Genomic DNA, 23,633 nt, shown 5'->3' on the forward strand with positions numbered 1-23,633 from the left:
CGGGTCATGCCAAGATAAAGCCAATCCGCTATCACAAGCCCTGTGGTTATATAGAAAGAAACGAACCGCTTCATTCCGATATAAGCAAGGACTCGCTGGCCGCCCCCAATTGGCCACACCCCGAGTCGCTAGGGAGCGGAGAACGCCGCCCCGATTTGCCGCGCCCGTTTCACCTCGTTGCCGTGCAGGTAGATCGAGGTTGTCGAGATGGACGCGTGCCGCAGATTGTCCCGTACCGTCGTCAGTTCCGCGCCGCGCGCCAGCGCGTGGGTGGCGTGAGTGTGCCGCATCCAATGGGGACTGGCCTGCCGCAGCTTTTCGGCGGCGGCCGGGTGGTCGACCTGGATCAGGTCCGCCGCTTGCACGAAGAACCGCCGCAACACGCCCCATAGGCGCGTGCCGGTGATGCCGCTGGCAGGCTCCTGGCCGAGGCTGCCGATCAACGGGGTATGCGGGTCCCAGCGCGCCGGCGTGACCGGCAGGCCGCGCTCCACCAGATAGCGGTCGAGCGCTATGCGCGCCAACGGTGGCAGCGCCACCTTGCCCGCCTTGGCGCCCTTGCCGATCAGGTTGAGCCAGTGGTCGCCATGGGGTTCGATCTCGATGCCGCCAAGCGTGGCGCCAACGAGCTCACTCGCACGCAGTCCCGTCGCGTAGCCAAAATCCAGCACGAAGCGCAGCCGCTGCGCCGCCACGGCGTCCCAGCCGTAGGACCACTCCAGGCCGTTGGCGAGCGTACGCACCAACAGCCATTCGCCCTCGGTGAACGCGTGCGACGTATCCAACGGCGCAGTCCGCCCGCTGCCGCGCACCTTGATGCCCGCGAACGGATTGGCCAGCACATAGCGTTGTTGGATCAGCCACCGGTACATGGCCCCGAGCACCGACAAGGCATAGGCCGTTGAACGCGGTGACAGGCCCTGCGCAAACGGCCGCCATTCGGGCGAGGTGCGTGGCCGCGGCGGTCCCACCCAGCGCTTGTGTGGGGTCGGCCGGCGCAGGAAACTGCGGTAGGCAATCGCATCCTCGGTGGTCAGCGACGACAGGGGACGCTCCCGTTCAAGGATCGCCCACAGGATCAGCCGTTCAGCTTCCTTGCGATACGCCCGCTGGGTGGCAGGCGACTCGTGCAGCGCGAGCCAGGCCTGGACCGCGTCGTAGTCGTTGTCCGCATTGAGGGTGCAGGTTTGCCGCGGGGCACGAAAGGTCCCGGACGAGCCGTCGACTTCGTGGGGCAGGCGCAGTTGCTCCCAGGGCACGATTTCCCCGCGGTCCGTCACGGCGATCAGCGCGCGGGCGCGCTCGGTGAGCTGTAGGTGTTCGGCAAAGAAGGCTTCGATGCGCCGCGCGCTCGCTGGGCCCAGGCCGGGCACCGCCGTCCACCAGCGGCGTCGGCGCGGAATGCGCACCGTCAGGTCCGCCAGCGTCTCGATGCCGTGCGCACGTAGCGCGCCCACGGCACGGGCCGGCAGCCATTGACCGATGTCATGACTGACCTGTGGTTCCGGCGATGGTAGGCGGCGAAGCACGTCGATCGCCTGGTTGATGGCCTTCGCCCGCCCGACTCGCTCGGCCGCGCCGTGTGCGAACAAGGCGGCCAAGTCCTGGCGCTGCCGACGGCGCGCGAATTCGGCCAGCAGTCGCCGGATGTGGCCGAGGATGCCGCGCGCGGACTGGCCGCTGGCCTTGCGCTCGCCCAGGTAGTGCATCACCGCGTCGCGGGCCGACAGCCCTTCGTACCATGCGCGTAGCGCGGCCAGCGACGCCGCATCGGGGAAGTCAGGCGGCGCCGGATGGGTCTGGGGGTTGGCTGGCAGCATTTTCATGTCTGCCAGTTTAGTGCATCGACGTTGCTATTGTGATAAGAATAGTTATCACAATAGCTACCTTTGGCAGCACGATTCGCTCTCACTTGCTGCTGGCGTTCAGCGCTTTCATGACGTCGTCGGTGATGTCGATGCGCGGATTCACGTAGACCGCTTCCTGTATGACCAGGTCGTAACCGCGCTGCTCGGCCAGCTGGCGAATCACCCGGTTAGCGCGCTTCGCCAGCCGGGCCAGCTCCTCGTTGTGTCGCCGCTGCAGGTCCTCTCGGAATGCCTGCTGATTGCGCTGGAGCTCGCGGTCCATCTCGGCCACTTCGTGCTGGCGGCGCTGCCGCTCGGCATCAACTAGCGTGCCGGCGTCCTTGTCGAGTTGGGCGGCCAGGGCTCGGATCTTCCTGGCCATGTCCTGCAGTTCACGGTCGCGCTTGTCAAACTCCTGCGCAAGCTTGTTTTGAGCCCGCTTGGCGGGCTGCGAGTCGCGCAGGATCTGTTCGGAATTCACAGCGGCGACGCGCACTGGCTGCGCCTGCACCGCCGCTGTCGCGCACAGCGCGACAGCGGCCAACCCGGCGGTGGTCAGGGATTTGAGCAGTGGGGTTGACGTCTCAATGAACCGGAGCCTCTGTGAGCACGCCGTGGCAATCTGGAACCGCAAGCCTTGCCTATGGGAGCGCATCTCCTCTGTCCCATGGGGAATTTTGTTTCGCAGCAAGTCAATTCGCCCCGGTATAAAAATCAGCCTGGACGCCCGCCTGCTCAGTATCTTCCGAATAGCCCTCTAGTACTTTCCATGCAAAACCCCGCGAGGCCCTATCTGACAAGGTCTATACGGGATGTCCCAAGAAGGCCAGATGGCTACAACCGGCTGATTTGAAAGAGAAATCCGCAACCATGCCGCCAGATTTGCATGGAAAGATCACCCCGCTTTCTCTTCCGCAGCATCGATGCGAGACGTGCTGGGCGCGCATAAAAAGAAGCCGCCAGGTTTTGGCGGCTTGTCGGGAGTGCGTCGGAAGGGTCAATTAACTTCGGCGCATGTCTGATCTTAAATCAATCGAATACGTGATGTCACGCATCGAACGGGCACTCCCCTCCAGCGTGGGGTATGAGCTCCGGAAAGCCAGCGGCATCTGCATATCGGCATGACCGTTGGCTATGTCGCCCGACGATCTCACCCAGTCGCCGCGCCAGGTCCGTGGCTACCTGATTTGCCATTTTTGCCCCTATCCGAGAATTACGCCGTAAACTCAGCCCAAATCTTGAATTACATCAATCACACGCTTCCCGATCTCCAGCGCGGCCTGCTCAGCGACCTCGCGCGTTAAATAACTGGGGAAATCAGCTTCCGGCCCGTACTCCCAATCGGTGTGGTCCGCGTAGCGACCGATCGCCACGGTGTATCCCCACATCTGCTTGGGGGCCCCAACGTCGTCTGAGACTTGAACTTTGAAGGCGGTCGCGTGGACGTACATCCCCCGGTACGCCTCCACAATCCATCGCAATTGCTGCCCCATAGATCACTCGGCGCAGGACCGCAGCATGATAACGGCACTCCCTATTTCTTATTTTTAGTAGCGTGATTGTGCCACTGGAGCGCCAACACTTGCACTAGGCTCAGCGAGGGTTCTTCAGCCGATCAACGTAATCCTGAGCCCACAGAATTGCATGCCCCTGTGCGTCCTCGTTTCTCTCGTAGAGCCCGAGCACCTCCGACTCCACGATGACGTGGCGATCTTTGGTCACGCGCCCCAGGGATGCAAATTCCCCGCTCCCCGCGGGTTTTGCGAATCCCTCGATAATGTATCCTCGATACTTTTCGATAGACATGGTTGGTCCCCTTCCAATGAACACCCCAGCGCGCGTCTCATTGAACGGGCCCCGCAACAGCCTAGCACGCAGCGCAAGACACCTGCTTGGTAACCTTTCGTCGTGGGCCTGGCGAGCCAACGCTCGCCTCGCCAGCGAGCTGCGCCTCGGCCCAGCGAGCTTATGATTCTGTAATCCAGCGCCTTGACAGCTGCGCTTCCCCTTTACTGGTGAGGACCCCCTCCGTTGCATAAGCGTGGTGAGAGTGCTCCGCGCCGAAGACCAGCAGCAGCGTGCCTCCGATCAGCGCATGCACCGACGTAGATAGGCTCGGCCCTAGCCAACGGGCGTCGATACGGATAACCGGCCTTCGAGCAGCTGAAAACAATGGTCCGCCGCCGGCTGCACCAGGGCACGTTTATCGTGCCGCCTGCGTGCGCGACGCTACTCCCATCCAGTGCAGCTGGACTCAAGGTGGCAGGCAAATGCTGTGTTCAAGCGCGACCTGTCGCAAGAATACCTTTCTAATACCCTTCGGCGGCTAGTTTTTCAAAAATCCTGGTGATCTTCTCCTCCAGCGTTGCCGCGGTAAACGGCTTGACCACATAACCATTGGCCCCCGCCTTTGCCGCCGCGATGATGTTCTCTTTCCTCGCCTCAGCTGTCACCATCAGTACCGGCAGCTTGGCCAGCGTCGCGTCACTGCGGATAGTCTGCAGCATTGTGAGGCCGTCCATATTGGGCATATTCCAATCTGAAATAACAAATTGGAATCGACCATCTCGAAGCTCCTTCAAGCCGATCGCGCCGTCCTCGGCTTCCTCTATATTCGAAAAGCCGAGCTCGTTGAGCAGGCTGCGGATGATCCGACGCATGGTAGGGAAGTCGTCGACCACTAAGATCTTGAGGTTTGTGTCCACGGTAATGACTCCAAAAACAGCTGTGGATGCACTAATCCTAGTGCCTGTTACCCCACTCAATATGCAGACTTGCGGCCGAACCTCGTTAGGCGCGCAAAAAAGCCATCTGACGCCACATGCGCTGACGCTCTACTGCGATGCGATTCCATGCATCCCGTTGTGAAGGCGTCGGCGCGTGGAACGGTACCGAGAGTTAGCCTGTCAAGCAAGCACGCCGCGCTTCCCAGGATGCGATCCACGCTTCCACTTCCCCGGCAGGCATCGGCCGACCAATGAAATAGCCCTGAGCCAGATTGCATCCGCTCGCCCTCAGAAATTGCCAGTCCTGGACGTCCTCGACGCCTTCCGCCACGGTATGAATCCCCAATTCGCGTGCCATCCCCAGCGTGGCCTCAAGAATCGTGCGTAGCGGTGGTTCCCTCCATGCTCCGTGGACGAAGCTCCTATCCAGCTTCATCTCGTCGAAAGGGATATCCCGCAGCTGTGCCAGAGATGAATACCCAGTGCCAAAATCGTCGATGGAAAGCGCGATGCGCTTGAGCCGCAAACGCGTCAGCACATCCAATGCCAGCATCGGTTCGGCCATTACACGCGACTCCGTGATTTCTAGGACTAGCCGGGAAAGGGAGACCCCCACTTGGTTGGCTGTTTGTTCAATGAAGTCAGGTAGGTCCAGTGTGGTGAGGCTGTCCATCGACAGATTGACTGCTACCGACAATAGTAGGCCTGCATCCTGCCAGCACCGTGCCTGACGTAACGCGCTTGTCAACACCAAACGCGTCAGTTCGGCGATGAGCCCGTTGTCTTCCGCCAACTCAATGAACTGCCCTGCGACCACTAACCCCGCACTGGGATGCTGCCAGCGCGCCAGCGCTTCCATACCCACCAGCGCCGCTGTTTGCAACGAAACTTTGGGCTGGTAATAGTTGACGATCTCCCCAGTATCAATCGCGCGTCGCAGCTCTTCTGCTTGAAAGCGGAAAGACTGAACAGCCAGACCGGTTTGAGCGAAGGCAAGTGGCTTGCCCAGCAATTGCTCCTTCAGTTGGCTTGCCGAAGCGGGCTTGCGCAAGGCCCCGATGACATGCAGTCCTTGGATCTTCGCAAGTTTCTGGGCGCTCTGTATGACACGGGGATCCTCTCCGCTCACCAGCAACAAGCCCCCCGCATAGCCGGCTCCCACCAGATGCCGGACGAATTCAACGCCGTCCATATCCGGCATCTGCAAGTCGCTGAAAATTAGGCCGATCGACTGCGATTCCTTCTCGAGCAGAGCAAGGGCATCGGGCGCGCGCTCGAACGCGACAATGTCTCGAAAGCCCAGTTGCGTCAATTGGCGGGTCAATAGGTTGAGGACGAACGGATCGTCATCGACCACCAGCACTTTCATTCGTTCTATGTCGTTATCCATAGTCTATTAGAGCGACCGCACAAATTCTCTGCCCATCGATCGCATCAACGCGCCGCCGTGCAGCCCAACACCGACAGATCCCAAAGCGAAGTCAGGACTTGCTGCTTTCAACGCCGAGCTTACTCAGAGAGCTGTTAATCTTGGCGATCAAACTGGTTCTGTCGAATGGCTTGACGGCGAAATCCGTGGCGCCAGCCTTCAAGCACTCGATCACCACGCTTCGTTCGCTGTTCCCCGTGATCATGATCACCGGAACATCGGTCATGTAGGGCAAGCGGCGGAGCCGCCGCGTCACTTCAATGCCACTGATATCCGGGAGCTCGATGTCCATCAGCACTAGGTCGGGACGATACTGGCGCAGGCCGGCCGTCGCCTCCAGCCCACTGCTAGCAAATACCAGTCTGAAGCCTGCATCGCGCAAGAGCTCGCGCAACAGGTCGTGCTGAAACTCATCATCGTCCACTACTAGCACCAGCGGCTGGAACTTTTCTGCAAGCTCCCGCAATGACCGCGCTGACTCGATCCGAGGCTGCAGCGAGAGACCGCCAAGCCATTCCCGAATCTCCTCCATCGTGTGCTTAATGGACGCCAAGTGGTTTCCGATGGCCTCTGCTTTTAGTTGCTCGATAGTGCGCTGGAAATCCGACGCATCGCCGGCGGCCATGCTTCTCGCGCTCGGCATCGCACGGACCTTGTGCAAGAAACCATCGAGCTCCCTCGCGATGGCTGCCTCCGCCAGACTGAGCGAACGGGTCGCTAAGTCGATACGCTCACTGCGCTCTGCAGCGTGGTCCTCAAGCTGGGCATCGTAAGTGGCGAGTTGCTTGGCGCACGCAACTAGCTGCCCGGCTGATACAGTGTCCGGCGGGGGCTGGCGCGTCTGCCGCAGGGCGTGATGCACAGCCATGCGTAGCCGCGGCGCATCATTCGTGGCCGGCCAGAATAGGATGTAGTCATCAAAATGCGCATTCTTGCATAGTTCATAGACCTTCCAAAGCTCGCTGCCAGTGCATAAGACGAGCGTGCGATGTGGCACGGTGGGTGCAGCCGAGCTCAAACGGAAGAGGTCTCGATAATACTGTTCCGCATCCTCCAGCTTGTCGAAAGCGAGGACAAGTACCGCAGGCCGGTGCTCCTCGAAGTCGCTGACGGCGAACTCGGGCTTGGTTGAGACACGGATGTTGTCGAACTCTTCACTCAGCAGGGCAGCCACCAGCTCCGCATCCGCGACCGCGGGTGTCACCACCAGGATGGGTGGATTGCCCTTCATGATGCACTCTCCGCGACCGGCACCCGCAACGCACGGCGAGTTCTGTATGGCAGCCAGCCATGCTGTTTGGCAATTGTAAAATCCATGACTTCTCCTACCTTCTGACTTACGGGCATCTCATCTCCATGGGAAAGGTCGCGGCGCGTGTGCCGGTGGCGCACTTATGATTCCTGGCCCAGCCAAGCATCGATGGCGGCTTCGACGAGTGGCACTTCAGTCTCTACCTGTGACATGCAGTGATCGATCTCTCCATCATTCTCTGCTTTGCCGGCGCTCTCCAGCTTGGCGCACAGGTCGCCCAGCGTTAGCGCTCCTACCGAGCGCGAGGAGGACTTCAGTTTGTGGGCAATCAAGCTGACCTGGCGGGCGTTGCCATTACGGGCATGCAGGCGTAGTTCCTTAGTCTGCCCTCTCAAGGCGATCAGATAATCAGAGAGCAGGCCATTCACGATGTCGCGGTCGTCGCCAACGAGGTCGGTCAACACCGACAGTTTTAGCTGCGATGCATGGCTGTCGCACAATGCTTGTTCTGCTTTTGGCGGCACTGGCGTAGGCGCTTCAAAGCTAGACAGGGACCGCTCCAGGGCTTCCTTCAGCAAATTCAGGTGCAAGGGCTTGGTCAGGTATCCATCGAAGCCTGCTGCCTTGGCCCGTGTCATCTCATCTTGTAGTGCGTTCGCCGTCAGCGCCAAGATGGGAATGCGCGAGCCAAGGCCCTCCTCGTGCCGGACGGCAGTGGCCAATTCATAGCCGTCCATCTCGGGCATATTGAGGTCGGTCAGGATCAGGCTGAATCGACAGCTCCGCCACAGCAGCAATGCTTCTTTGCCATCCTTGGCGAGTTCGGCGGCATATCCAAGCAGGCCAAGTTGACGCAGAATGACCTGCTGGTTGATCGCATCGTCTTCCGCGACAAGGATCAAGCCGGACTTTGGCGGCTCCAAGTCATCCCCGTCCTCGGGGCCGGTAGGGGGGCCATCTTGGCGACTGCTATCGCCGCACGTCTTCTGGCAGGAGACCCGACCGACCGCCGTTGCCACGGCGTCCTGAAGTGACTGATAGCCGAGCATCTCAATTCCCAAGAAAACCACATTAGCATCTTCGGCCCGGGAAATTCGCTCTTTTGTGCGCGTGATGACCACGCGTCCAATATCTCGATTGACATCCGTATCCTCGAGATGATCATTTTGATGATATGCGTCATTCATGCCATCATCGATAAGCACCGGTATTGAATCACGCGTTCTTTCATTACTTAGCGTACCAGCAAACTCTTGCACAATCCTTACGCTCGCACCCGCGTCAGTGAGATAAATGCCAACATCCTCCGCGGAAAATAGACGGCTCTCGACCAGAATACAATCGATGCCAAGTAATGCGGCATCACGCGGCGGGGCTGGTTGTTCTGCCATCTCGAATGACAACGTTGCACTGAACACTGAGCCCTCACCCAGCTGGCTGGAGGCCGATATCTCACCCTTCAGCAGTTCAACGAGACGATGACAGATGGCAAGGCCCAAGCCGGTCCCGCCGAAACGCCTGGTTGTTGAGGCTTCTGCTTGTGTAAATGGCGTGAACAGGTTTGTTAGCGTGTCCTGGGACATGCCGATACCATTATCGGAGATGGTGAAACGAACTTGTATAGCGGCGCCGTTACCACTAACCGTCTCTGCCCGAATTTCGACGCGTCCAGCTTGGTCGGATCTACCACCAGAGAACTTAATTGCATTACCGATCAAATTATAAAGCAGTTGCCGGAGGCGAGTGCCGTCCGACAAGACTTCATCAGGAATCGCTGGCGAGACAAAATTGGTTAGTCGCACTCCCGCCTTTCCAGCAACCGGCATCAACGACCCGCATAAACTCTCGACTATATGACGGATCGATATGGGGGTTCGCTCGATCTCCATCTTGCCTGCCTCGATCTTCGAAAAATCGAGGATGTCATCGATGATTCTCAAGAGCGAGTCGGCCGACTCTCGGATTGTTCGGATAATATTCGACTGATCATGGGACAGCTGCGATTGAGCCAGCACTTCGACCATGCCGATGACCCCATTCATTGGGGTGCGGATCTCGTGGCTCATCGTCGCGAGGAAGGCACTCTTGGCCCTTGAAGCCGACTCCGCATCAGACTTGGCCCCCTCCAGCTGTTGGCGCACCCTACGGCTATCCGTAATGTCCCGCGCGGTAGCATAGATGAGGCCGTCTGGGGCCCGCACGGCTTTCCAGGCAAGCCAACGGACCGTACCATTCTTGCACAGATAGCGATTTTCGAAGTGCTCAGTAGGATTTCCGGCCAGGTGCCGCTCGATCTCACGGCGCGTCGCTGCGAGATCATCGGGATGAATGAATTCCCTGAATGGTCGAGCCAAGAGTTCCTGCGTTGTCCAGCCAAGCACCTGCTGGAATGCCGGGTTGACGCGCTTGAAATAGCCGTCCATCCCTGCAATACAGAGCAGATCGAGCGACAGCTCAAAAAATCGGTCACGCTGGGCCTCCGCATTCTTTCGCGCGCTAATGTCCTGAAGAAGCACGAGCGCCGCAGGTTCTTTATCCCAGTCGTATGGAGCGGCAGCCACTTCGCACTGCAGAATCGATCCATCGAGTCTCAGCCATGTTTCCTCGGCTGTCGGCACGGCTATTCGTGCTTCTTGGAGTTGCTGCATGCGGTCTCGGACGAGCCACTGGCTATCCGAGTGGACAAAGCCAAGCACCTCCCGTTCCAGCAGGGAAGCTTGCGACGGCGCCCCGAGCGTCTCCACCGCTTTTGGATTGGCATAACAGATCCGCCCCGCCCGTTGCACGAAGACCGAGTATGGTAAGAGCTCGATAAGCTGGCGATAGCGCGTTTCGCTGAGCCCCAACGCCCGGGCATTGGCGCGCTCGCGACTCACATCGCGCAACACGAGTACGACACCCCGTACATCGCCATCCTCAGCACGGATCGGCGCAGCGCTGATCATGACATCCCGAAGCATGTTGCTATTGGCGGCCGACAGTCTTTGACCGTCCCAGTGCAGATCGACACCCGTACCGAGTACTTCCTGTGCCGGGTCCATTACCTCCCGCTGGGGGTCTGGACCGACGATTCGAAGTACTTCACCAAGGGGGCGAGCTAGCGCCTCCTGCTTCGGCCAGCCAGTTAGCTGCTCGGCCATCGGATTCATCCGCTTGATACGTCCCTGCTCGTCTGTGGAGATGACAGCATCGTTGATGGCATGAAGCGTAATGTCGAGGTCACGTTCGCTCTCGCGCACGCGCGTCTGCAGCGTGATATCGCGAATCAACACCACCCTACCACCGCCTCGGCGGGATTCAAGACGAACCTCGTACACGAGCGCAGTGGGATTCTTGACCCGGAAAATCAGGCATTCACGTTCACCCGTGGGGCTGTTCAGGGCAGTTCCCAAGGCCCCCTGCTTGGCAAGGCGGTCGGCGCTGAGGTCGCTACGAAAGAAGGCCGCCGCTATATCGTCCGACGTCGCATTCCGGATTGCTTCCTTAGAGACCGCAAGAAGTTTCAGGAAATGCGGGTTAAGCCCGTCCAACTTGCCCTCGGGGGATAGACCGAAGGCGACATCGGGGATGGCTTGAAACAGCGCCTCTACGCGTTCCGCTTTCATCGCCTCGCGCTCTCTCGATGCGCGTTCCTGGTTACTCGATACGACGACACGCCGCAATAGCTTTGCTTGCCGAATGCTTGCAAAGAGGATGAGCGTGGTCATCAACAGACCGGCAATCAACAGAAAATCACGGCGCGCACGAAACGCGGCCAGATACTCGAATCTCGAGAAACCCACGGCAACAACGAGCGGATAATCTCTTAGCTTTTTATAACTGGTGATGCGAGCAATACCATCGATAAAGCTTTCCGACTGATAGGATCCTGACGGCGCGCTCTTGAGCGCCTGACGCAGAACGCTATTCTCTGGGGCCACCATACCGACTGCATCCTTGGGTCCCGAGCGTCGTGCACGTATGACATAGTCATTCGTACCAAGGACTGCGACTAGCCCGTGACTGCCGAGCCGAAGGTCATCGTATAATTGTGTTAGATACGCCGGGTCCATCGATATAACGACCACGCCAATAAAATCGCCCTCGTCGTTCTCAACGCGGCGCGATAGTTGAATCGATGGCTTGCCGCTGGCCCGGCCAAATACAGGCTTGCCAATAAATAGCCCACGGTTGCTATTTTCGAGATGGACACGAAAATGCTCACGGTCAGACAGATCGATCGGCTTGAAATCTGGCACCGTGGAAGACCGTAAGATTCCGTGTCGGTCAATGACGGCTATCTGCAGGAAAACGTCTAGTTTGACTCGATTAGATTTAACATACGCATCCATGGGAAGCTGCACCCCATGCTTTTCAACCTGCCATACAACAAGATTGGCCAATTGTTCTGCCTCGCGCATCAGTCGCGTGGTATGTGCATCGAGCACGTCAATCAGTGCCTCCGTCTGGCGCTGTGCTGTGCGAATCTCGGAGTCGGCATCCCAGCCAATAGCGCTTCCAAGCGCGAGCCAAAGAGCTATGACAAGTGCCATTCCTGGCAAGTAATACCGGCGCTTTGCTATTTGCGCGACTCGTGTCTCGGATATGGGAGAACTGATCATGTTGTTTCTGCGGCCATGTTGGCCAACATGGCTCTTGTGCTTTAAGTGATTTGCTCAAGCCGGCTCTATCGCTCGCGAGGGCGCCCGCCTTCCTGGTGACCGCGGCGTGCTTGCATATCTAAAGTTTCTCGTCGGGTGCCCGTCTAGGTCTTGCCATGCTTGCGGGGTGGATCGAGACTACGCCGGATATTGTTAGTGGGAGCTGGTTACTCGGCGCCGATAGCGCTGACTAAGGCAGCAAGCACCGCGCTGCCAAAGACGATAAGTTCTACTGATTGATAGAACGCGCCCATGCGGCGCCAGGTCAAGCGGGCCTGCCCGTATGACGGCGCGACTGGCTGCTACTGGCATGATGGAATCTCGTCAAAAAAGCCTGCGCCCGGCCCCCTTTGCAGTCCCGCGCCCGCCAATGTGGTATCGCACAAGCGTCTGTTTGGGGCATTGGCGTCGACTGCTACGGATCAGCTGATCAGCTTGAGGACGGTGCGCTGCGAGAGCTTCCTGGTCTTGCCTGCGCGCGACGGGGGGCGGCACATGCTGCATGCAAAGTTCGCCTGCGGCTCATATGCATGCGTCACGAACTGCCCACTGCAACAGGTGCAGGTGGAAAGCTGCAGCATATTGCGTTCCATAAACCGTACTAACGTCCAGGCACGGGTGAAACTTAAGACAATCTCGCCGCCGAGCAGCGATACTTGCTCGAGATAGAGCCGATAGCTGGCGACCACAGTACGGATGCCGCTCGCCTCGCCGTGCTGCACCATGAACTGGTAAGCGGAGAAGAACAGAGACGAATGGATATTTGGCAGCCAAGTGGTGAACCAGTCGGTCGAGAATGGCAGCATGCCCTTGGGCGGCGAGATCCCGCGCAACTCTTTGTAAAGCCGGATCAGGCGATCGCGCGAGAGCGTGGTCTCGGCTTCCAACACCTGCAAGCGCGCGCCCAGCCCGATCAACTCAATGGCAAGCTGGGTCTGCTTGGCATCCTGTAGCACGCTCTTGCGGCCGGTCACCGGATTGGCCGCAAGGCTCCGGGCCGGGGCAGCTTGCAGCAGCGCACTCAATTGAAGGACTCCACCGGCTGGCGGGCCAGCAAGATGGCAGCGTGCATCTGCTGCATCTCATGGCCCTTCGGGTTGTGGGTGAGCGTCGACAGCAAGGCATGGTCATCGAACCGGAACCGGCACAAGACCATATTGGATGCCGCCAGCTTGACCAATTGCGCAGGCGTGAGCTTGGCAAGGACGTCAGCGATTTCCTTGCCAACACCCAGCCGGTACATGGCTTCTAACTGGTTCTCGCGCACGAGTTGCTGCGCGAGAAGCAGATAAGCGAGGTTAACTTCCCTTATCTCATCCAGAAATCTGCCAAGTTCTTCCATCTTCTTCCCTACTGGCCCTACAAAGAGGGCCAGATAGACCCCAAACGCGTCGCCCGCCCCATAGCATCCAGTAACTTTGGTAACGATATGTAACGACGATTCAGGAGTGCGTTATAGCATCGGTTCTTCCCTTTGCCAAACGATCTGCGCGAGAAAACTTGGAATGTTACACATCCAAGACAATGGGTGCAGGTCCATGCACTGCCCGACGCAAGGCGCATGCTGATTAGCCCACTTACCCGGGCGCGAGCCTCTCGCCTCCAGTCCGCCGCACACTTGCCGGGACGGCATCATGGTCGACCGGATACTTCCATCCCATCAATAATGGAAAGTCGTCGGCCGACACCTCGCAGACGACCACGTCATGGCAATTGATGCAGTCGACTCACGCATAGCCCGATTTCGAACATTTCGGCAAATTGCAGCGCTGGTAAGGGGCGACCGAATAGATAGCCTTGCCCCTCTTCACACCCAAGGCGGTGCAGAGTGTCACGTTGCTCTTCGGTTTCGACCCCCTCGGCAATCGTCTCCAGGCCGAAACTGCGTGCCATGTCGAGCAGCGCGCGAACGATGGCAACGTCCCGATCTGATTCATGTATTTGTTGCACGAAGGAACGGTCGATCTTGATCCGGGTAAGTGGGAAGCGTTTGAGCAGGCTGAGCGATGCATAGCCGGTTCCGAAATCGTCGAAGGCAATCCCCACGCCGTGGTCCCGCAAGCGCTGAAGCGTTTCCACGGCCCGCTCGTCACCCTCGAGCACGATGTTTTCGGTGATCTCAAGCTCGAGCGCCTGCGGCGGCAGGCCATGCCGCTCCAGGGCCGAGACGACCTGTGAATCCAGGTCGTCCGCACGAAGCTGCGCGCCGCACAGGTTGACGCCGATACGGAAATCTTTTGCGCCACTTCTGCGCCATAGCGCTGCCTGCGCACAGGCTTCATCAAGAATCCACGATCCAGCACTCACGGCGAGCGCCCCCTCTTCCAACGCGGGCAGGAAAGCCGCAGGAGACAAAAGACCATGCTGCGGATGAAGCCAGCGGATCAGCGCCTCGGCACCGGTGAGGGAACCGTCGGCCAGCCGAACCTGCGGTTGATAGAAGAGCACGAATTCGCCGTCGCTGACTGCCCGCTGCAACTCGAGGCTGTAGAGCCGCCGCGCGACCGCTTCATGCCGTAACGCGGTGGTGAAGACGAACGACTGCCCATGGCCGATGCTCTTTGCCTTGAACAGAGCCAGATCCGCATTGCCGATCAACTCCAGCGCTTCCCGTGCATGGAGCGGCGCGATGGCCACGCCGCAACTGACCGATAGCCGCACCTCATGTCCATCAATGGTGATCGGCTCGGCCATGTTGGCAATCACGGCATGAGCGACATCCTTCGCCTGCGCGACACTGTCGCATTCCGGCAGCAGGATAGCAAACTCGTCCCCGCTGATCCGCGCGACCGTATCGTTCGGTCCCACGGTTTTCTCCAGGCGGCGAGCCACCTCGCGGAGAATGCCATCGCCTACCGCGTGGCCAAGCGTGGCGTTGACGTCCTTGAACCCATCGAGGTCGACCATGACTACTGCTGCCGGCAAGGCGAGCGTGAGCGTCTCTTCCACACACCGATAGAAGCACGCGCGGTTGGCGAGCCGGGTGAGGATGTCGATGTTCGCTAGCCGTTGCAACGCCTGTTGCTCACGCCGCAGCGCTGTTAGATCCTGCAGACGGGCGTTGTATGTCAGCTTCGCGTTCGTGCGCAGGCAAGTCAGGGACAACCCGAGAAGGAATCCCGTTCCGTCTTTGCGCAAGCCGTGCAGTTCCGAGAGCATGGATGGTTCGTTGACCGAACCGGCCTCCGCGCGCGAGACCAGCTGGCGCAATGTCGCCCTCTCTCGCGCGGGGAATAGGCTGTCAAAGGCTCGACCGGGGCCCTCGCTCGGCTCGTATCCAAACAGGGCAGCAGCAGCGTCGTTCCAGGCGACGACAGCCCGTCGTTCATCGAACTGCACAAAGGCAGTGGGCTGGTCCTCAGTCAATGCCTCCGAGGAACGCCGCCGCACCGCCTGCGCAGCAATTTCGACGCGGCGCAACTCCAGCCTGTCCCCTGCCATTTTGGCCAGCTCGCGCAGACGCTCGCAGTCTTCCTTTGAGAAATCGCGGTGCGCCTGCCCATCAATCACGCAAAGCGCTCCTACGGCATGGCCATCCGGCGACATCAGGGGGACCCCGGCGTAGAAGCGCAGCTTGGTCGGCCCCGTGACCAATGGGTTGTCGTAAAAGCGTTCGTCGAGCGTGGCATCCGGCACCACCATGACTTCATTCCGGGTGATTGCATGCGCACAGAACGAAACGTCGCGGCTCATGTCAACTTGCGCACCCTCGAGACCAGTGCTTGCCGCAAAGAAGACATGATCGCTGCCGATCATGTTCACCGCTGCAACAGGCATCCTGAAGACACGTGCGGCAATTTTGACCACCGGGTCCAGGCTGGGCAACGGTCTATCGCTTTCGAGCCCATACCCGGACAGCGCCTCTAGTCGCTCTGCCTCGGTCGCCAATACTGGGGGACACTTCATAAGAGTTCTCCAGGTTCCGCTCGCCGCAGCAATATTGAACTGCCTCAGTCAATTGGGGCGGCCGTGCAATATATGTCCCAAACTATGTCCAAAATGTCGCCCCCGATTCCGGGTATGAGAATAAGTGAAAGATTAGACCAATGTAACGGACAGTGGTACCCACGACGCGGAGGGTGTTCCAATGGTATGGAACGTCCGCAGAACTTTCCGCCCACCCGGTCGGCGAGCTTGCGGGGCGAGGTGAAACGGCCGTCCACCGGCGACGGGGGAACGGGGTTGCGGCTGGTGGCCAAGGCCGCGAAAGCGGCGGAGCGCCCTGCATGATGATCGCCTTGGCCTCCACCGGAGGCTCGCCCTGCCTCGCGGCGGGCACGTGCGATCGCTTCCACAGCCAGCTTCTCATGCATGCGGCCGCAGTGTCGAACTCGAAGTCAGGCCATCAAGGGTCTGACGACAAGTATTCCAGACTGACATCTCTTGTCTCTATTATCGCATTCTGCGATGTGTAGAAGGACCAGACATGCTCTGCATCGCTATCGAAGCAGGGCCAGCCTTTCAGAAAATATCGCCGCCCGCTCGTCGTTACGCCGGTTTTCGTACTAGCATTGAACGAAAGAATCGCAGTTGTCACACGGCCATCCTGCGTTTCCACGCAATATCCGATGAAGTGGCGATCACCTCGATTTGTCTCATACACCCGCCAGCGTTCTAGCGTAAGCAGTGGTTGTTCATCAACTGCTGCAACGGGTCCAATATGCGGAGGTGTTCTAGCCATCCTGCCGGAATCCATTTTTAGGTAAACAACGTGAGGGCGCCACCAACATACTTGTTTCCAAGATTGCTGCCGCACACCAAGTTCACACCACACCGACAGGGTGCAGCGGCGGCGAAGCAGAAACCTCGTGTGATCCCTCGTTGTTTGATAACCAGGCACGTATTGTGACATTGCTGACAGCGATCTCAATCGAGAGTAACAGGAAGCAGCGTTGTCAGAAGACATTATACGTGCGGATTTCAGCGCAAATAATTTACAACCTGCGCGTGAGTCGCGCAATTTGACTGGCCAGCGTCAGCTGGGTAATTCACCGTTGCTTTCGTGAAAAATTGTGACAATATTTATTATCTGATGCGCGCGCTCCCTTCCTTTTTTCATGGCCATCCGCAATACGGCTTCCGAGTAAACTGTCTGCTTCGGCCAAGCGTCCTGAAGCCCAAGTATAAAGTACAGGAAGGTAACCTCACGCCCAAGTTCGCGCGCGTGATGTGGCGCATGAGACGTATATAGTGACCATGCCTGCGCCAGCCACTCCGGCGTGAACGGAAGGTCCGGGAACACCTCTTTGAAGCGAGGCGCCTGGTCCTTCTCCAATTTCGGATTCGCTTCCACCATCCGTTCGTGTAACCATGCGAAATCCAGGAAATTCAACCTATTGAAACCAAAAACGAGTCGATCAACATCGATGACTTGCACTTTCATAATAAAATTCTTCCTTGGCATCGATTTCGCCTTTCATGCTGTGTCTACGTCTCCTGATGAATAACGCGAAAGGACCAAATTCTTTTCCACATGGGATGGCTAACGACGCAATTGCATATGAAGACTAAGGGGGTGGAATCCAGGAAAATTCTCGAAAGCAGCCATCCAGGTCCGTTTCGAATACGTGATTGGTATAGTTGCTGAGCGTCGTGATTGCTATGGCTAGAATGATGTCCAAGACATTCTTCTGACTATAGCCAGCATCGAGGAATGCTTTTAGCTCGATTGGGCTCGGTCGCCCTCGATGGAAGAACATTGCATATGTGAATCCAACCAGCGCGCGAAGCCTTGCGTCCAATAGGTCCTCCCCATCACGAATTGCATTGACAACGTCTGGGGACACGTTGACGACTGTAGTGGCGATGCCGCTATGCATCGCCACTGAGTAGGGGTTGCCGTTGGCAACGGATAGCGCCAGAAGTATCACCTCTTGTTCCAGTGGCGTCAGAGAACATTCCAGGCGGAATTGGGTGTAGCTGTAAAGGTATGCCTCAAACAACCCCGGTGCGTTTGCCATCGCCGCATACATATTGGGAATACTGCCAACTTCGTCTCTAACACCGTCGAGAATATCCCTGGCATTGGTGCTTGCTGTATCCACGGTCACAAGAGGCAAGGAGAGACGGGCGCATAGAGTCATCGAGTCACCTAGTGCACAAGTAGGGTATTGTTGATTCTGGTCGATGCGGTCCAAAAAGACGCAAAAAATTATGCTGCAATGCGCATAAGATTATCAATAACAGGGGATAATTGACGCTCTGTGTAACCTGCTTTTGCCAGCACCCGCAGCCCCGCAATGCCAGCAATTAGGGTCATCGCCCAGATTGCGGGATCTATATCTCTTTTAAATTGCCCAGATCGCTGGCCGGCAATGAATAGAAATTCGAACGCAGCCTTAATGGATTGGAATCCGGCGCGGACTAACCGACGCACCTCGGGATCATGTGAGCCAAATTCTATGGAAGTATTTACGAGGAGACATCCACGGCCGCCATCATTGTCTTTTACAATATGCAAAAGGATCCCTCGAAGTTGTTCCTGCAATCGCTGTGCCTCGGAAGCATTTCGTATGGCGAGAGCTTTTGCATTTGCATAAATCTCGATGGCTTCCAAAAACAGCTGCCGTTTTGACCCGAAAGTATTATAAAGGGAAGACTTTGACACGCCCATCTCCCCTGCGAGGACGTGCGCAGGCAAGGATTCGTAGCCATAGCGCCAGAAGGCGTCTACTGCACGCGCCATAACCTCATCTCGATCAAATTCGATGGATCGTGCCATGTTGCTCGGAGTCTGCCAAGGGCCAGACTCAATGATATATTGATTGTCTTAACAATCAAGGACTGCTCGTTGTCTCGCAAGGATGCCTCGACGCCTTCGTGGCTCCGCACCCCGGACGCCACTCGCCTTTTTACTCTTACACGCAGCCAACGCTTCGCTTGTCGATGGGTCATGGCAATCACGCCCACCCCGAAATGGACCGGGGAGAGTGGCAATATTCCTACGGCTTCCCATCCGGAGCCCCTGTCGAGGAAAGAAAGCGGTCCGCAAAGGCTGCTGCTGGTAACGGCGGGCTGCACAGGTACCCCTGCCAAAGGTCACACCCGAGTTTCTTCAGGAAGAGCCGCTGGGCTTCGGTTTCTACGCCTTCGGCTAGTACGCGCAGACCGAAACCCCTTGCCATCGCGACAATGGTGGCCACCAGTTGCATGTCTCCGGTTTCGTCCGGTACATACCGGATAAAGCTGCGATCAATTTTCAACTTGTCAACAGGGAAGCGCCTTAGATAGGCTAGCGAGGAGTAGCCCGTGCCAAAATCGTCGAGGGCCAACTTGATACCCAGCGATTTCAGACTGCGCAGAAACTCCACCGCCTGGCTGCCGCGCGACATCAGGCCAGATTCTGTAACTTCAAGCTCTAATCGTTCTGGCGGGAAACCTGTCTCTGCGAGTATGTCCCGCAACTGCCCTTGGACATGACCGCTACGAATCTCCGCAGCGGACAAGTTGACGGCAAGCACATCGATTGCTTTGCCCTCATCAAGCCATTGTCTGCCTTGACGGCAGACCTCGCGTTGGACCCACGCGCCGAGCGGCAAGATTAAACCGGTGTCCTCCAGCAGGGGAATAAACTCGGACGGGCCGACGTCGCTTCCGCCGTCCCGCGGCAGGCGAACCAGGGCCTCGGCCCCGATGACCTTGCCATCTTCCAAGTTGACCAGCGGCTGGTAGTGTAGTTCGAACAGCCCCTGCCGTAGCGCTCGCCGCAAGCGCGCCTCTAGGGCCAGTCTAGAGTTCGCCGCAGAGGTGAAGCCCGGGGCATAGGTACGCCAGGTAGCACGACCTGAGCGTTTCGCTTCGTGCATGGCGGCTTCCGCATTCCGGATCAACTCCGCAGCATGACTGCCATGCTCTGGGTTGACCGCAACGCCGATGCTAACCTGCACGAACAACTCGCCGACCGTCGGCAAGCAGAATGGCGCAGAAAAGACCTCAATGAGTTGACGGACGAACTCATCCGCCCCCCTGACGACTTCGATGTCATGGAGAACCACCACAAACTCGTCTCCGCTTTGCCGGCCGAGGATGTCGTGAGATCTCATCTGAGCCTGCAGACGTTGTGCGACGGCAACTAACAATTCATCACCTACTGCGTGACCGAGTCCATCATTGATGGTTTGGAAATGGTCAATATCGATGAATAGTACTGCCAGGCGACGTCCGCCTTGCTGCGCGACGGCAAGCGATTGCTCTAAGCGCGCACGAATCAAGAGACGATTCGGCAGATCTGTCAATGGGTCGAAATGAGTCAGGGCGTCCAGCCGATTCTCAGCCTGCTTCAAACGTGTCAAGTCGGTTAATACGGTGACATAATGCTCAGCCTTCCCGTTGTCGCCTGTGACGGTGCTGATAGACAGGAAGTGTGGCAGTACCTTGCCGCTCTTGCTTTGATTCCAAATTTCCCCTTGCCAGTAGCCCTCGCGCGCGAGCGTATCGTGCATCTCCCGATAAAATTCGACCGGGTGCATGCCCGAGCGCAGAAGACTGAGGGGATGGCCTACTGCTTCGACCTCGTCATAGCCAGTTAGACTGCTGAACGCGCGGTTGGCGGAAACGATACGGGTATCCAGATCCGTGATGATGATGCCGTCTCGCGAGCTTTCTAAGGCTGCTGCCAGCAAGTGAATCCGGGCGGCCTGTGCAGCATGCTTGGCGACAATATTGAGGCGAGTCAGCGCAAGGGAGATGTCGCCGCCGATCTCTCGCAGCAGATCCACTTCCTCGCTACGTTTGAGATCAAGCACGTCGCTGGCGAGATGGAGCACACCGATCAGCTCCTTATCGCACCGCAATGGAATCCCGGCGCAGGCGCTCATGCCACCCGTCAAGTCTCCGACCGCCCAATTCGGAGCGATGTCACCATCCCGAAAGCCGGTGATATAAACGACTTCCCCGCGGCTCCAGGCATCGATCGGATCGCCGTTGCGGAGATCGACCGAATCAGGGACGGTGGCCTTAGTGTCTGCCTTGCGCGTTGTTATGCCGACAATATCGATCGCTTCGATCCAGGCCCGGCGAAATCCGCCGAATCGCAACGCAGCATCGCACACACGCTCAAACAGCATCTCCCGCGTGCTCGCGTGCATGCTTGCCTGGTTCACGTGACTTAGGAAGCCGTATAGGCGAGACAGTTCACGCACACGCTGTTCGGCGCCGTGCCGCTCGGTGACGTCCCAAGCCAGCCAGATCACGCTGTCGGTATTACCAATCGGAGCAACGCGGGCATCGAACCAGCGTTCGCTTCCATCGATTGTCAACCGGTATTCGTATGCCGTAGTGCGTCGGCTCGAGAGCGTTCCCCTGACGACACTGAGGCAGCCGTCAGCGGCGTCTGCCGGCAAGATATCCGTGATCCTGCGTTGCAGGATGGCCGTGGCTGGCTGAAGAAGTAGCTCGGTGTCGCTGCCAAATACTCCAAGATACCGCCCCTCAGCATCGAGTAGAAATGATACGCCAGGCATCGCCGAGACAAAGGCGCGTAGATGTGACTCCCTCTTGGAGAGCTCTTCCAGAGCACAGGCATGACGTCGCTCGGTTCGCGCGAGTAACGCAAACAGGACCAGTGTCAGCAGGCCGACAAGCGCGATATTCAATGCATCGAGCCGATGCAATGCGCTACGCCGGGCAGCGATCTCTCGAAGCAGGATGCTCTCCACTTCTGACGCCGCTTGCTCGACCGCTCTGTAATGCATCCGCAATTCGAGCTGCGTAGTACTACGTGGATTAGCGAGCCTCTGACGAATAGCACCAGCCATCGTCTCGAGCTTGTCACCATAAGCGATCGCGGTCGCGTCGATGCGGACGGTGGAGCCCTGCGTGACGGCGAAATCAGCAAGTTTTCCGTTACCTTTCACAAGGCCATGGCCGGCCTCACGCGCACGAGCGAGACTTGCAATCAGCAGACCCCGGGTCGAGGAGGGATCGCCATTTAGGATACGCTCCAGGTGCAACTCGGCCGCAGTGGCCGCGCGGCGGCTCTCAGATAGACGGTCGAGGGCAATCAAGCCTTCACGCAATGTCTGATCGGAACGGTAATTTGACCAGGTCATCAGCGCCATCGTTATGCAGGCGAACAACGTGAGCGCAACCAAAAGTGGCGCAGGACCCGGAAACTGGTTCGGATGCCTGGTCATTATCCCGAGATGCCCGGTGCAAGTGCAATATTGTCGTCGAGAAGGCCGAACCGCCGCATCAGTTCCAGATGCGCGGGGCTACCCAAGAAGTCCGCCAATGCATTGTCGATAGCATCTCGCAGTCGCTTATCTTCCAGACGCATGGCAAATGCCGGCAGGCCGGCGAAATTCCCGTCGCGCGTGGTATCCGGCGCGACGAGTTCGAATATGCCAGCCTCTGCTCTTGTGACCAAAAAATGCAGCGATACGAAAGAAAGCATAAAAACATCTGCAAGGCCTGTTCTAACTGCGCCCGCCGCTGCAGCCGCGTCCGGAAAGGCTTGAATTTGCGCTTCCGACAGTGCTGCTTTATGTGCCAACTGCTGCTCGACGGAGCCGTCGATAACGGCCAACTTCACGGTCGGCTGCGCTGCTATGTGGCTTAGCGAACGAAGATGAAGAGGATTCCCATAACGAACCAACAAGCCTGGTTGAATTGTTGCCGTTGGGCGAGTGAAGAGCACGCGCTGCGCGCGCGCAGGCGTGACGAACATGCCGGCGGCGATGATGTCAATGCGACCGCTTTCGAGTTCGTGAATGAGACTAGCGAGATCCGCCTGCAGCCATACCACATTCTCCCTGCCGAGGGAGCGCAAAGCATGACGCAAGACCTCCGGCGCCTCGCCGGTAACTCTGCCATCTACTTCGACCATCGCGAATGGTTCTTCGATGGCGTACCCTACTCGCAACGCTTGGCCACGTTGATAGCGGGCCAGCGTGTCCTCATGGTTCATGTCGAGCACAAATATTGCCAGCGACACACTGACTAGGCCCACCAGCGTGGCCGCCAAGAGGTAAGGCCGTCGCAACAGCTTAATCAAATGCATGCCTGCCGAGTAAAAGGTCATTAGCACATCCTCGACAACCAGGATCGGAGGAGTTTCGGATCATTAGCTACGTGTTTTATTCGCAAGATGGTCCAGCGCCGGACAATAGGAGTCAGGAGCTGCATTGGAACATTGATTCAGAAGGCCATGCAACTCGGCTTTCATCGTCTGAAATTCGGAAAGCTTGGCTTCGATCATCGCTAGACGCCTTGCGATCACGCCACAGATTGTCTGACAAGAGGAATCCTGCCCAACAAGAATCCCGACGTCAGCAAGGGAAAGCCCACAAGTCTGGGCACGACGAATTAAACGTAGTTGTCGGAGGTGAGCGTCCTCATAACGGCGCTGCCCGCCAAGTGGCGTATTGGGCACATCCAGTAAGCCCAAGGATTGATAGTAGCGGACCGTCTCAACGCCGACACCCGCTTGCTGCGCCAATTGACCAATCGTGTAACCCACCTGCTTGACTCTGTAGTTCCCTACGGAGTTAGAGTCCTTCCGCGCAGAGGGCAGGGACCCTTAGTCCGGAGCTTCAACGATGTCCCAGTAGGATAAATTTATTTTTTATAGACTGTAACAAAGCGTTAACAAAATCGCAAGCCATTGAAAATATAACATCACTCGTGATTTTTGCGCCCCGTGTTCTGAGTTACAGCATCGCCGTAAATTTCTTGCAAAAGATCGCAGTGGAGATTAAATATGCCGGGCATTTTTAATTTACCGGACCCGAGGGAGCGTTT

The 23,633-nt window shown here is 57.9% G+C and carries 17 protein-coding genes; all 17 read right to left on the reverse strand.

Annotation, left to right across the window (positions count from 1 at the left end; genetic code table 11):
• Positions 1 to 128 precede the first annotated feature (128 nt).
• A complete protein-coding gene (locus tag AC3WRI_RS28505; RefSeq protein ID WP_436226833.1) occupies positions 129 to 1,820 on the reverse strand; it encodes a site-specific integrase in 1,692 nt (563 codons plus the stop codon).
• Between the two features lie 88 nt (positions 1,821 to 1,908).
• Positions 1,909 to 2,436 carry an OmpH/Skp family outer membrane protein gene (locus AC3WRI_RS28510; RefSeq protein ID WP_436226852.1) on the reverse strand — a complete coding sequence of 176 codons (528 nt, stop codon included), beginning with the start codon at positions 2,434 to 2,436 and terminating at the stop codon, positions 1,909 to 1,911.
• A gap of 637 nt (positions 2,437 to 3,073) precedes the next feature.
• A complete protein-coding gene (locus AC3WRI_RS28515) occupies positions 3,074 to 3,340 on the reverse strand; it encodes a hypothetical protein (RefSeq protein ID WP_454742967.1) in 267 nt (88 codons plus the stop codon).
• Between the two features lie 100 nt (positions 3,341 to 3,440).
• Positions 3,441 to 3,653: a hypothetical protein gene (locus tag AC3WRI_RS28520; RefSeq protein WP_436226835.1), complete on the reverse strand. Its 213-nt coding sequence runs from the start codon at positions 3,651 to 3,653 to the stop codon at positions 3,441 to 3,443.
• Between the two features lie 503 nt (positions 3,654 to 4,156).
• A complete protein-coding gene (cheY, locus tag AC3WRI_RS28525; protein WP_492294547.1) occupies positions 4,157 to 4,552 on the reverse strand; it encodes a chemotaxis response regulator CheY in 396 nt (131 codons plus the stop codon).
• A 193-nt stretch (positions 4,553 to 4,745) separates the two neighbouring features.
• Positions 4,746 to 5,942: an EAL domain-containing response regulator gene (locus AC3WRI_RS28530; RefSeq protein WP_436226837.1), complete on the reverse strand. Its 1,197-nt coding sequence runs from the start codon at positions 5,940 to 5,942 to the stop codon at positions 4,746 to 4,748.
• Positions 5,943 to 6,054: 112 nt separating this feature from the next.
• A complete protein-coding gene (locus tag AC3WRI_RS28535; RefSeq protein WP_436226838.1) occupies positions 6,055 to 7,233 on the reverse strand; it encodes a response regulator in 1,179 nt (392 codons plus the stop codon).
• A 161-nt stretch (positions 7,234 to 7,394) separates the two neighbouring features.
• Positions 7,395 to 11,855 carry a PAS domain S-box protein gene (locus AC3WRI_RS28540; RefSeq protein ID WP_436226839.1) on the reverse strand — a complete coding sequence of 1,487 codons (4,461 nt, stop codon included), beginning with the start codon at positions 11,853 to 11,855 and terminating at the stop codon, positions 7,395 to 7,397.
• Between the two features lie 461 nt (positions 11,856 to 12,316).
• Positions 12,317 to 12,919 carry a flagellar transcriptional regulator FlhC gene (gene flhC, locus AC3WRI_RS28545; protein ID WP_454744158.1) on the reverse strand — a complete coding sequence of 201 codons (603 nt, stop codon included), beginning with the start codon at positions 12,917 to 12,919 and terminating at the stop codon, positions 12,317 to 12,319.
• A complete protein-coding gene (gene flhD, locus AC3WRI_RS28550; RefSeq protein WP_436226840.1) occupies positions 12,916 to 13,236 on the reverse strand; it encodes a flagellar transcriptional regulator FlhD in 321 nt (106 codons plus the stop codon). The genes flhC and flhD overlap by 4 nt, the downstream gene beginning before the upstream one ends.
• Before the next feature lie 362 nt (positions 13,237 to 13,598).
• Positions 13,599 to 15,719 carry a putative bifunctional diguanylate cyclase/phosphodiesterase gene (locus AC3WRI_RS28555; protein ID WP_492294549.1) on the reverse strand — a complete coding sequence of 707 codons (2,121 nt, stop codon included), beginning with the start codon at positions 15,717 to 15,719 and terminating at the stop codon, positions 13,599 to 13,601.
• Between the two features lie 1,150 nt (positions 15,720 to 16,869).
• On the reverse strand, positions 16,870 to 17,277 hold the full coding sequence (locus tag AC3WRI_RS28560) for a hypothetical protein (RefSeq protein WP_436226842.1): 408 nt from the start codon (positions 17,275 to 17,277) through the stop codon (positions 16,870 to 16,872).
• Between the two features lie 124 nt (positions 17,278 to 17,401).
• Positions 17,402 to 17,977 carry a carboxymuconolactone decarboxylase family protein gene (locus AC3WRI_RS28565; RefSeq protein WP_436226843.1) on the reverse strand — a complete coding sequence of 192 codons (576 nt, stop codon included), beginning with the start codon at positions 17,975 to 17,977 and terminating at the stop codon, positions 17,402 to 17,404.
• Positions 17,978 to 18,045: 68 nt separating this feature from the next.
• Positions 18,046 to 18,615, reverse strand: coding sequence for a TetR/AcrR family transcriptional regulator (locus tag AC3WRI_RS28570; RefSeq protein ID WP_436226844.1), 570 nt, complete (start codon positions 18,613 to 18,615; stop codon positions 18,046 to 18,048).
• A gap of 220 nt (positions 18,616 to 18,835) precedes the next feature.
• Positions 18,836 to 21,952 carry a sensor domain-containing protein gene (locus tag AC3WRI_RS28575; RefSeq protein ID WP_436226845.1) on the reverse strand — a complete coding sequence of 1,039 codons (3,117 nt, stop codon included), beginning with the start codon at positions 21,950 to 21,952 and terminating at the stop codon, positions 18,836 to 18,838.
• A gap of 74 nt (positions 21,953 to 22,026) precedes the next feature.
• Entirely contained in the window at positions 22,027 to 22,914 is an 888-nt protein-coding gene (locus tag AC3WRI_RS28580; RefSeq protein WP_436226846.1) for a transporter substrate-binding domain-containing protein, read from the reverse strand.
• Positions 22,915 to 22,956: 42 nt separating this feature from the next.
• Positions 22,957 to 23,352 (reverse strand): MerR family transcriptional regulator, encoded by a 396-nt coding sequence (locus tag AC3WRI_RS28585; RefSeq protein ID WP_436226847.1) that lies wholly within the window; start codon positions 23,350 to 23,352, stop codon positions 22,957 to 22,959.
• Between the last annotated feature and the right edge of the window lie 281 nt (positions 23,353 to 23,633).

It is taken from the genome of Cupriavidus sp. FW305-27, assembly GCF_058787995.1.

Bases quoted from the DNA above. Each gene is read 5' to 3' on its own strand.
- AC3WRI_RS28565 (WP_436226843.1), bottom strand. From the start codon at position 17,977: ATGACTCTATGCGCCCGTCTCTCCTTGCCTCTTGTGACCGTGGATACA.
- AC3WRI_RS28520 (WP_436226835.1), bottom strand. From the start codon at position 3,653: ATGTCTATCGAAAAGTATCGAGGATACATTATCGAGGGATTCGCAAAA.
- AC3WRI_RS28570 (WP_436226844.1), bottom strand. From the start codon at position 18,615: ATGGCACGATCCATCGAATTTGATCGAGATGAGGTTATGGCGCGTGCA.
- AC3WRI_RS28530 (WP_436226837.1), bottom strand. From the start codon at position 5,942: ATGAAAGTGCTGGTGGTCGATGACGATCCGTTCGTCCTCAACCTATTG.
- AC3WRI_RS28580 (WP_436226846.1), bottom strand. From the start codon at position 22,914: ATGACCTTTTACTCGGCAGGCATGCATTTGATTAAGCTGTTGCGACGG.
- AC3WRI_RS28560 (WP_436226842.1), bottom strand. From the start codon at position 17,277: ATGAAAGTGCAAGTCATCGATGTTGATCGACTCGTTTTTGGTTTCAAT.
- AC3WRI_RS28575 (WP_436226845.1), bottom strand. From the start codon at position 21,952: ATGGCGCTGATGACCTGGTCAAATTACCGTTCCGATCAGACATTGCGT.
- AC3WRI_RS28540 (WP_436226839.1), bottom strand. From the start codon at position 11,855: ATGATCAGTTCTCCCATATCCGAGACACGAGTCGCGCAAATAGCAAAG.
- flhD (WP_436226840.1), bottom strand. From the start codon at position 13,236: ATGGAAGAACTTGGCAGATTTCTGGATGAGATAAGGGAAGTTAACCTC.
- AC3WRI_RS28515 (WP_454742967.1), bottom strand. From the start codon at position 3,340: ATGGGGCAGCAATTGCGATGGATTGTGGAGGCGTACCGGGGGATGTAC.
- AC3WRI_RS28535 (WP_436226838.1), bottom strand. From the start codon at position 7,233: ATGAAGGGCAATCCACCCATCCTGGTGGTGACACCCGCGGTCGCGGAT.
- AC3WRI_RS28505 (WP_436226833.1), bottom strand. From the start codon at position 1,820: ATGCTGCCAGCCAACCCCCAGACCCATCCGGCGCCGCCTGACTTCCCC.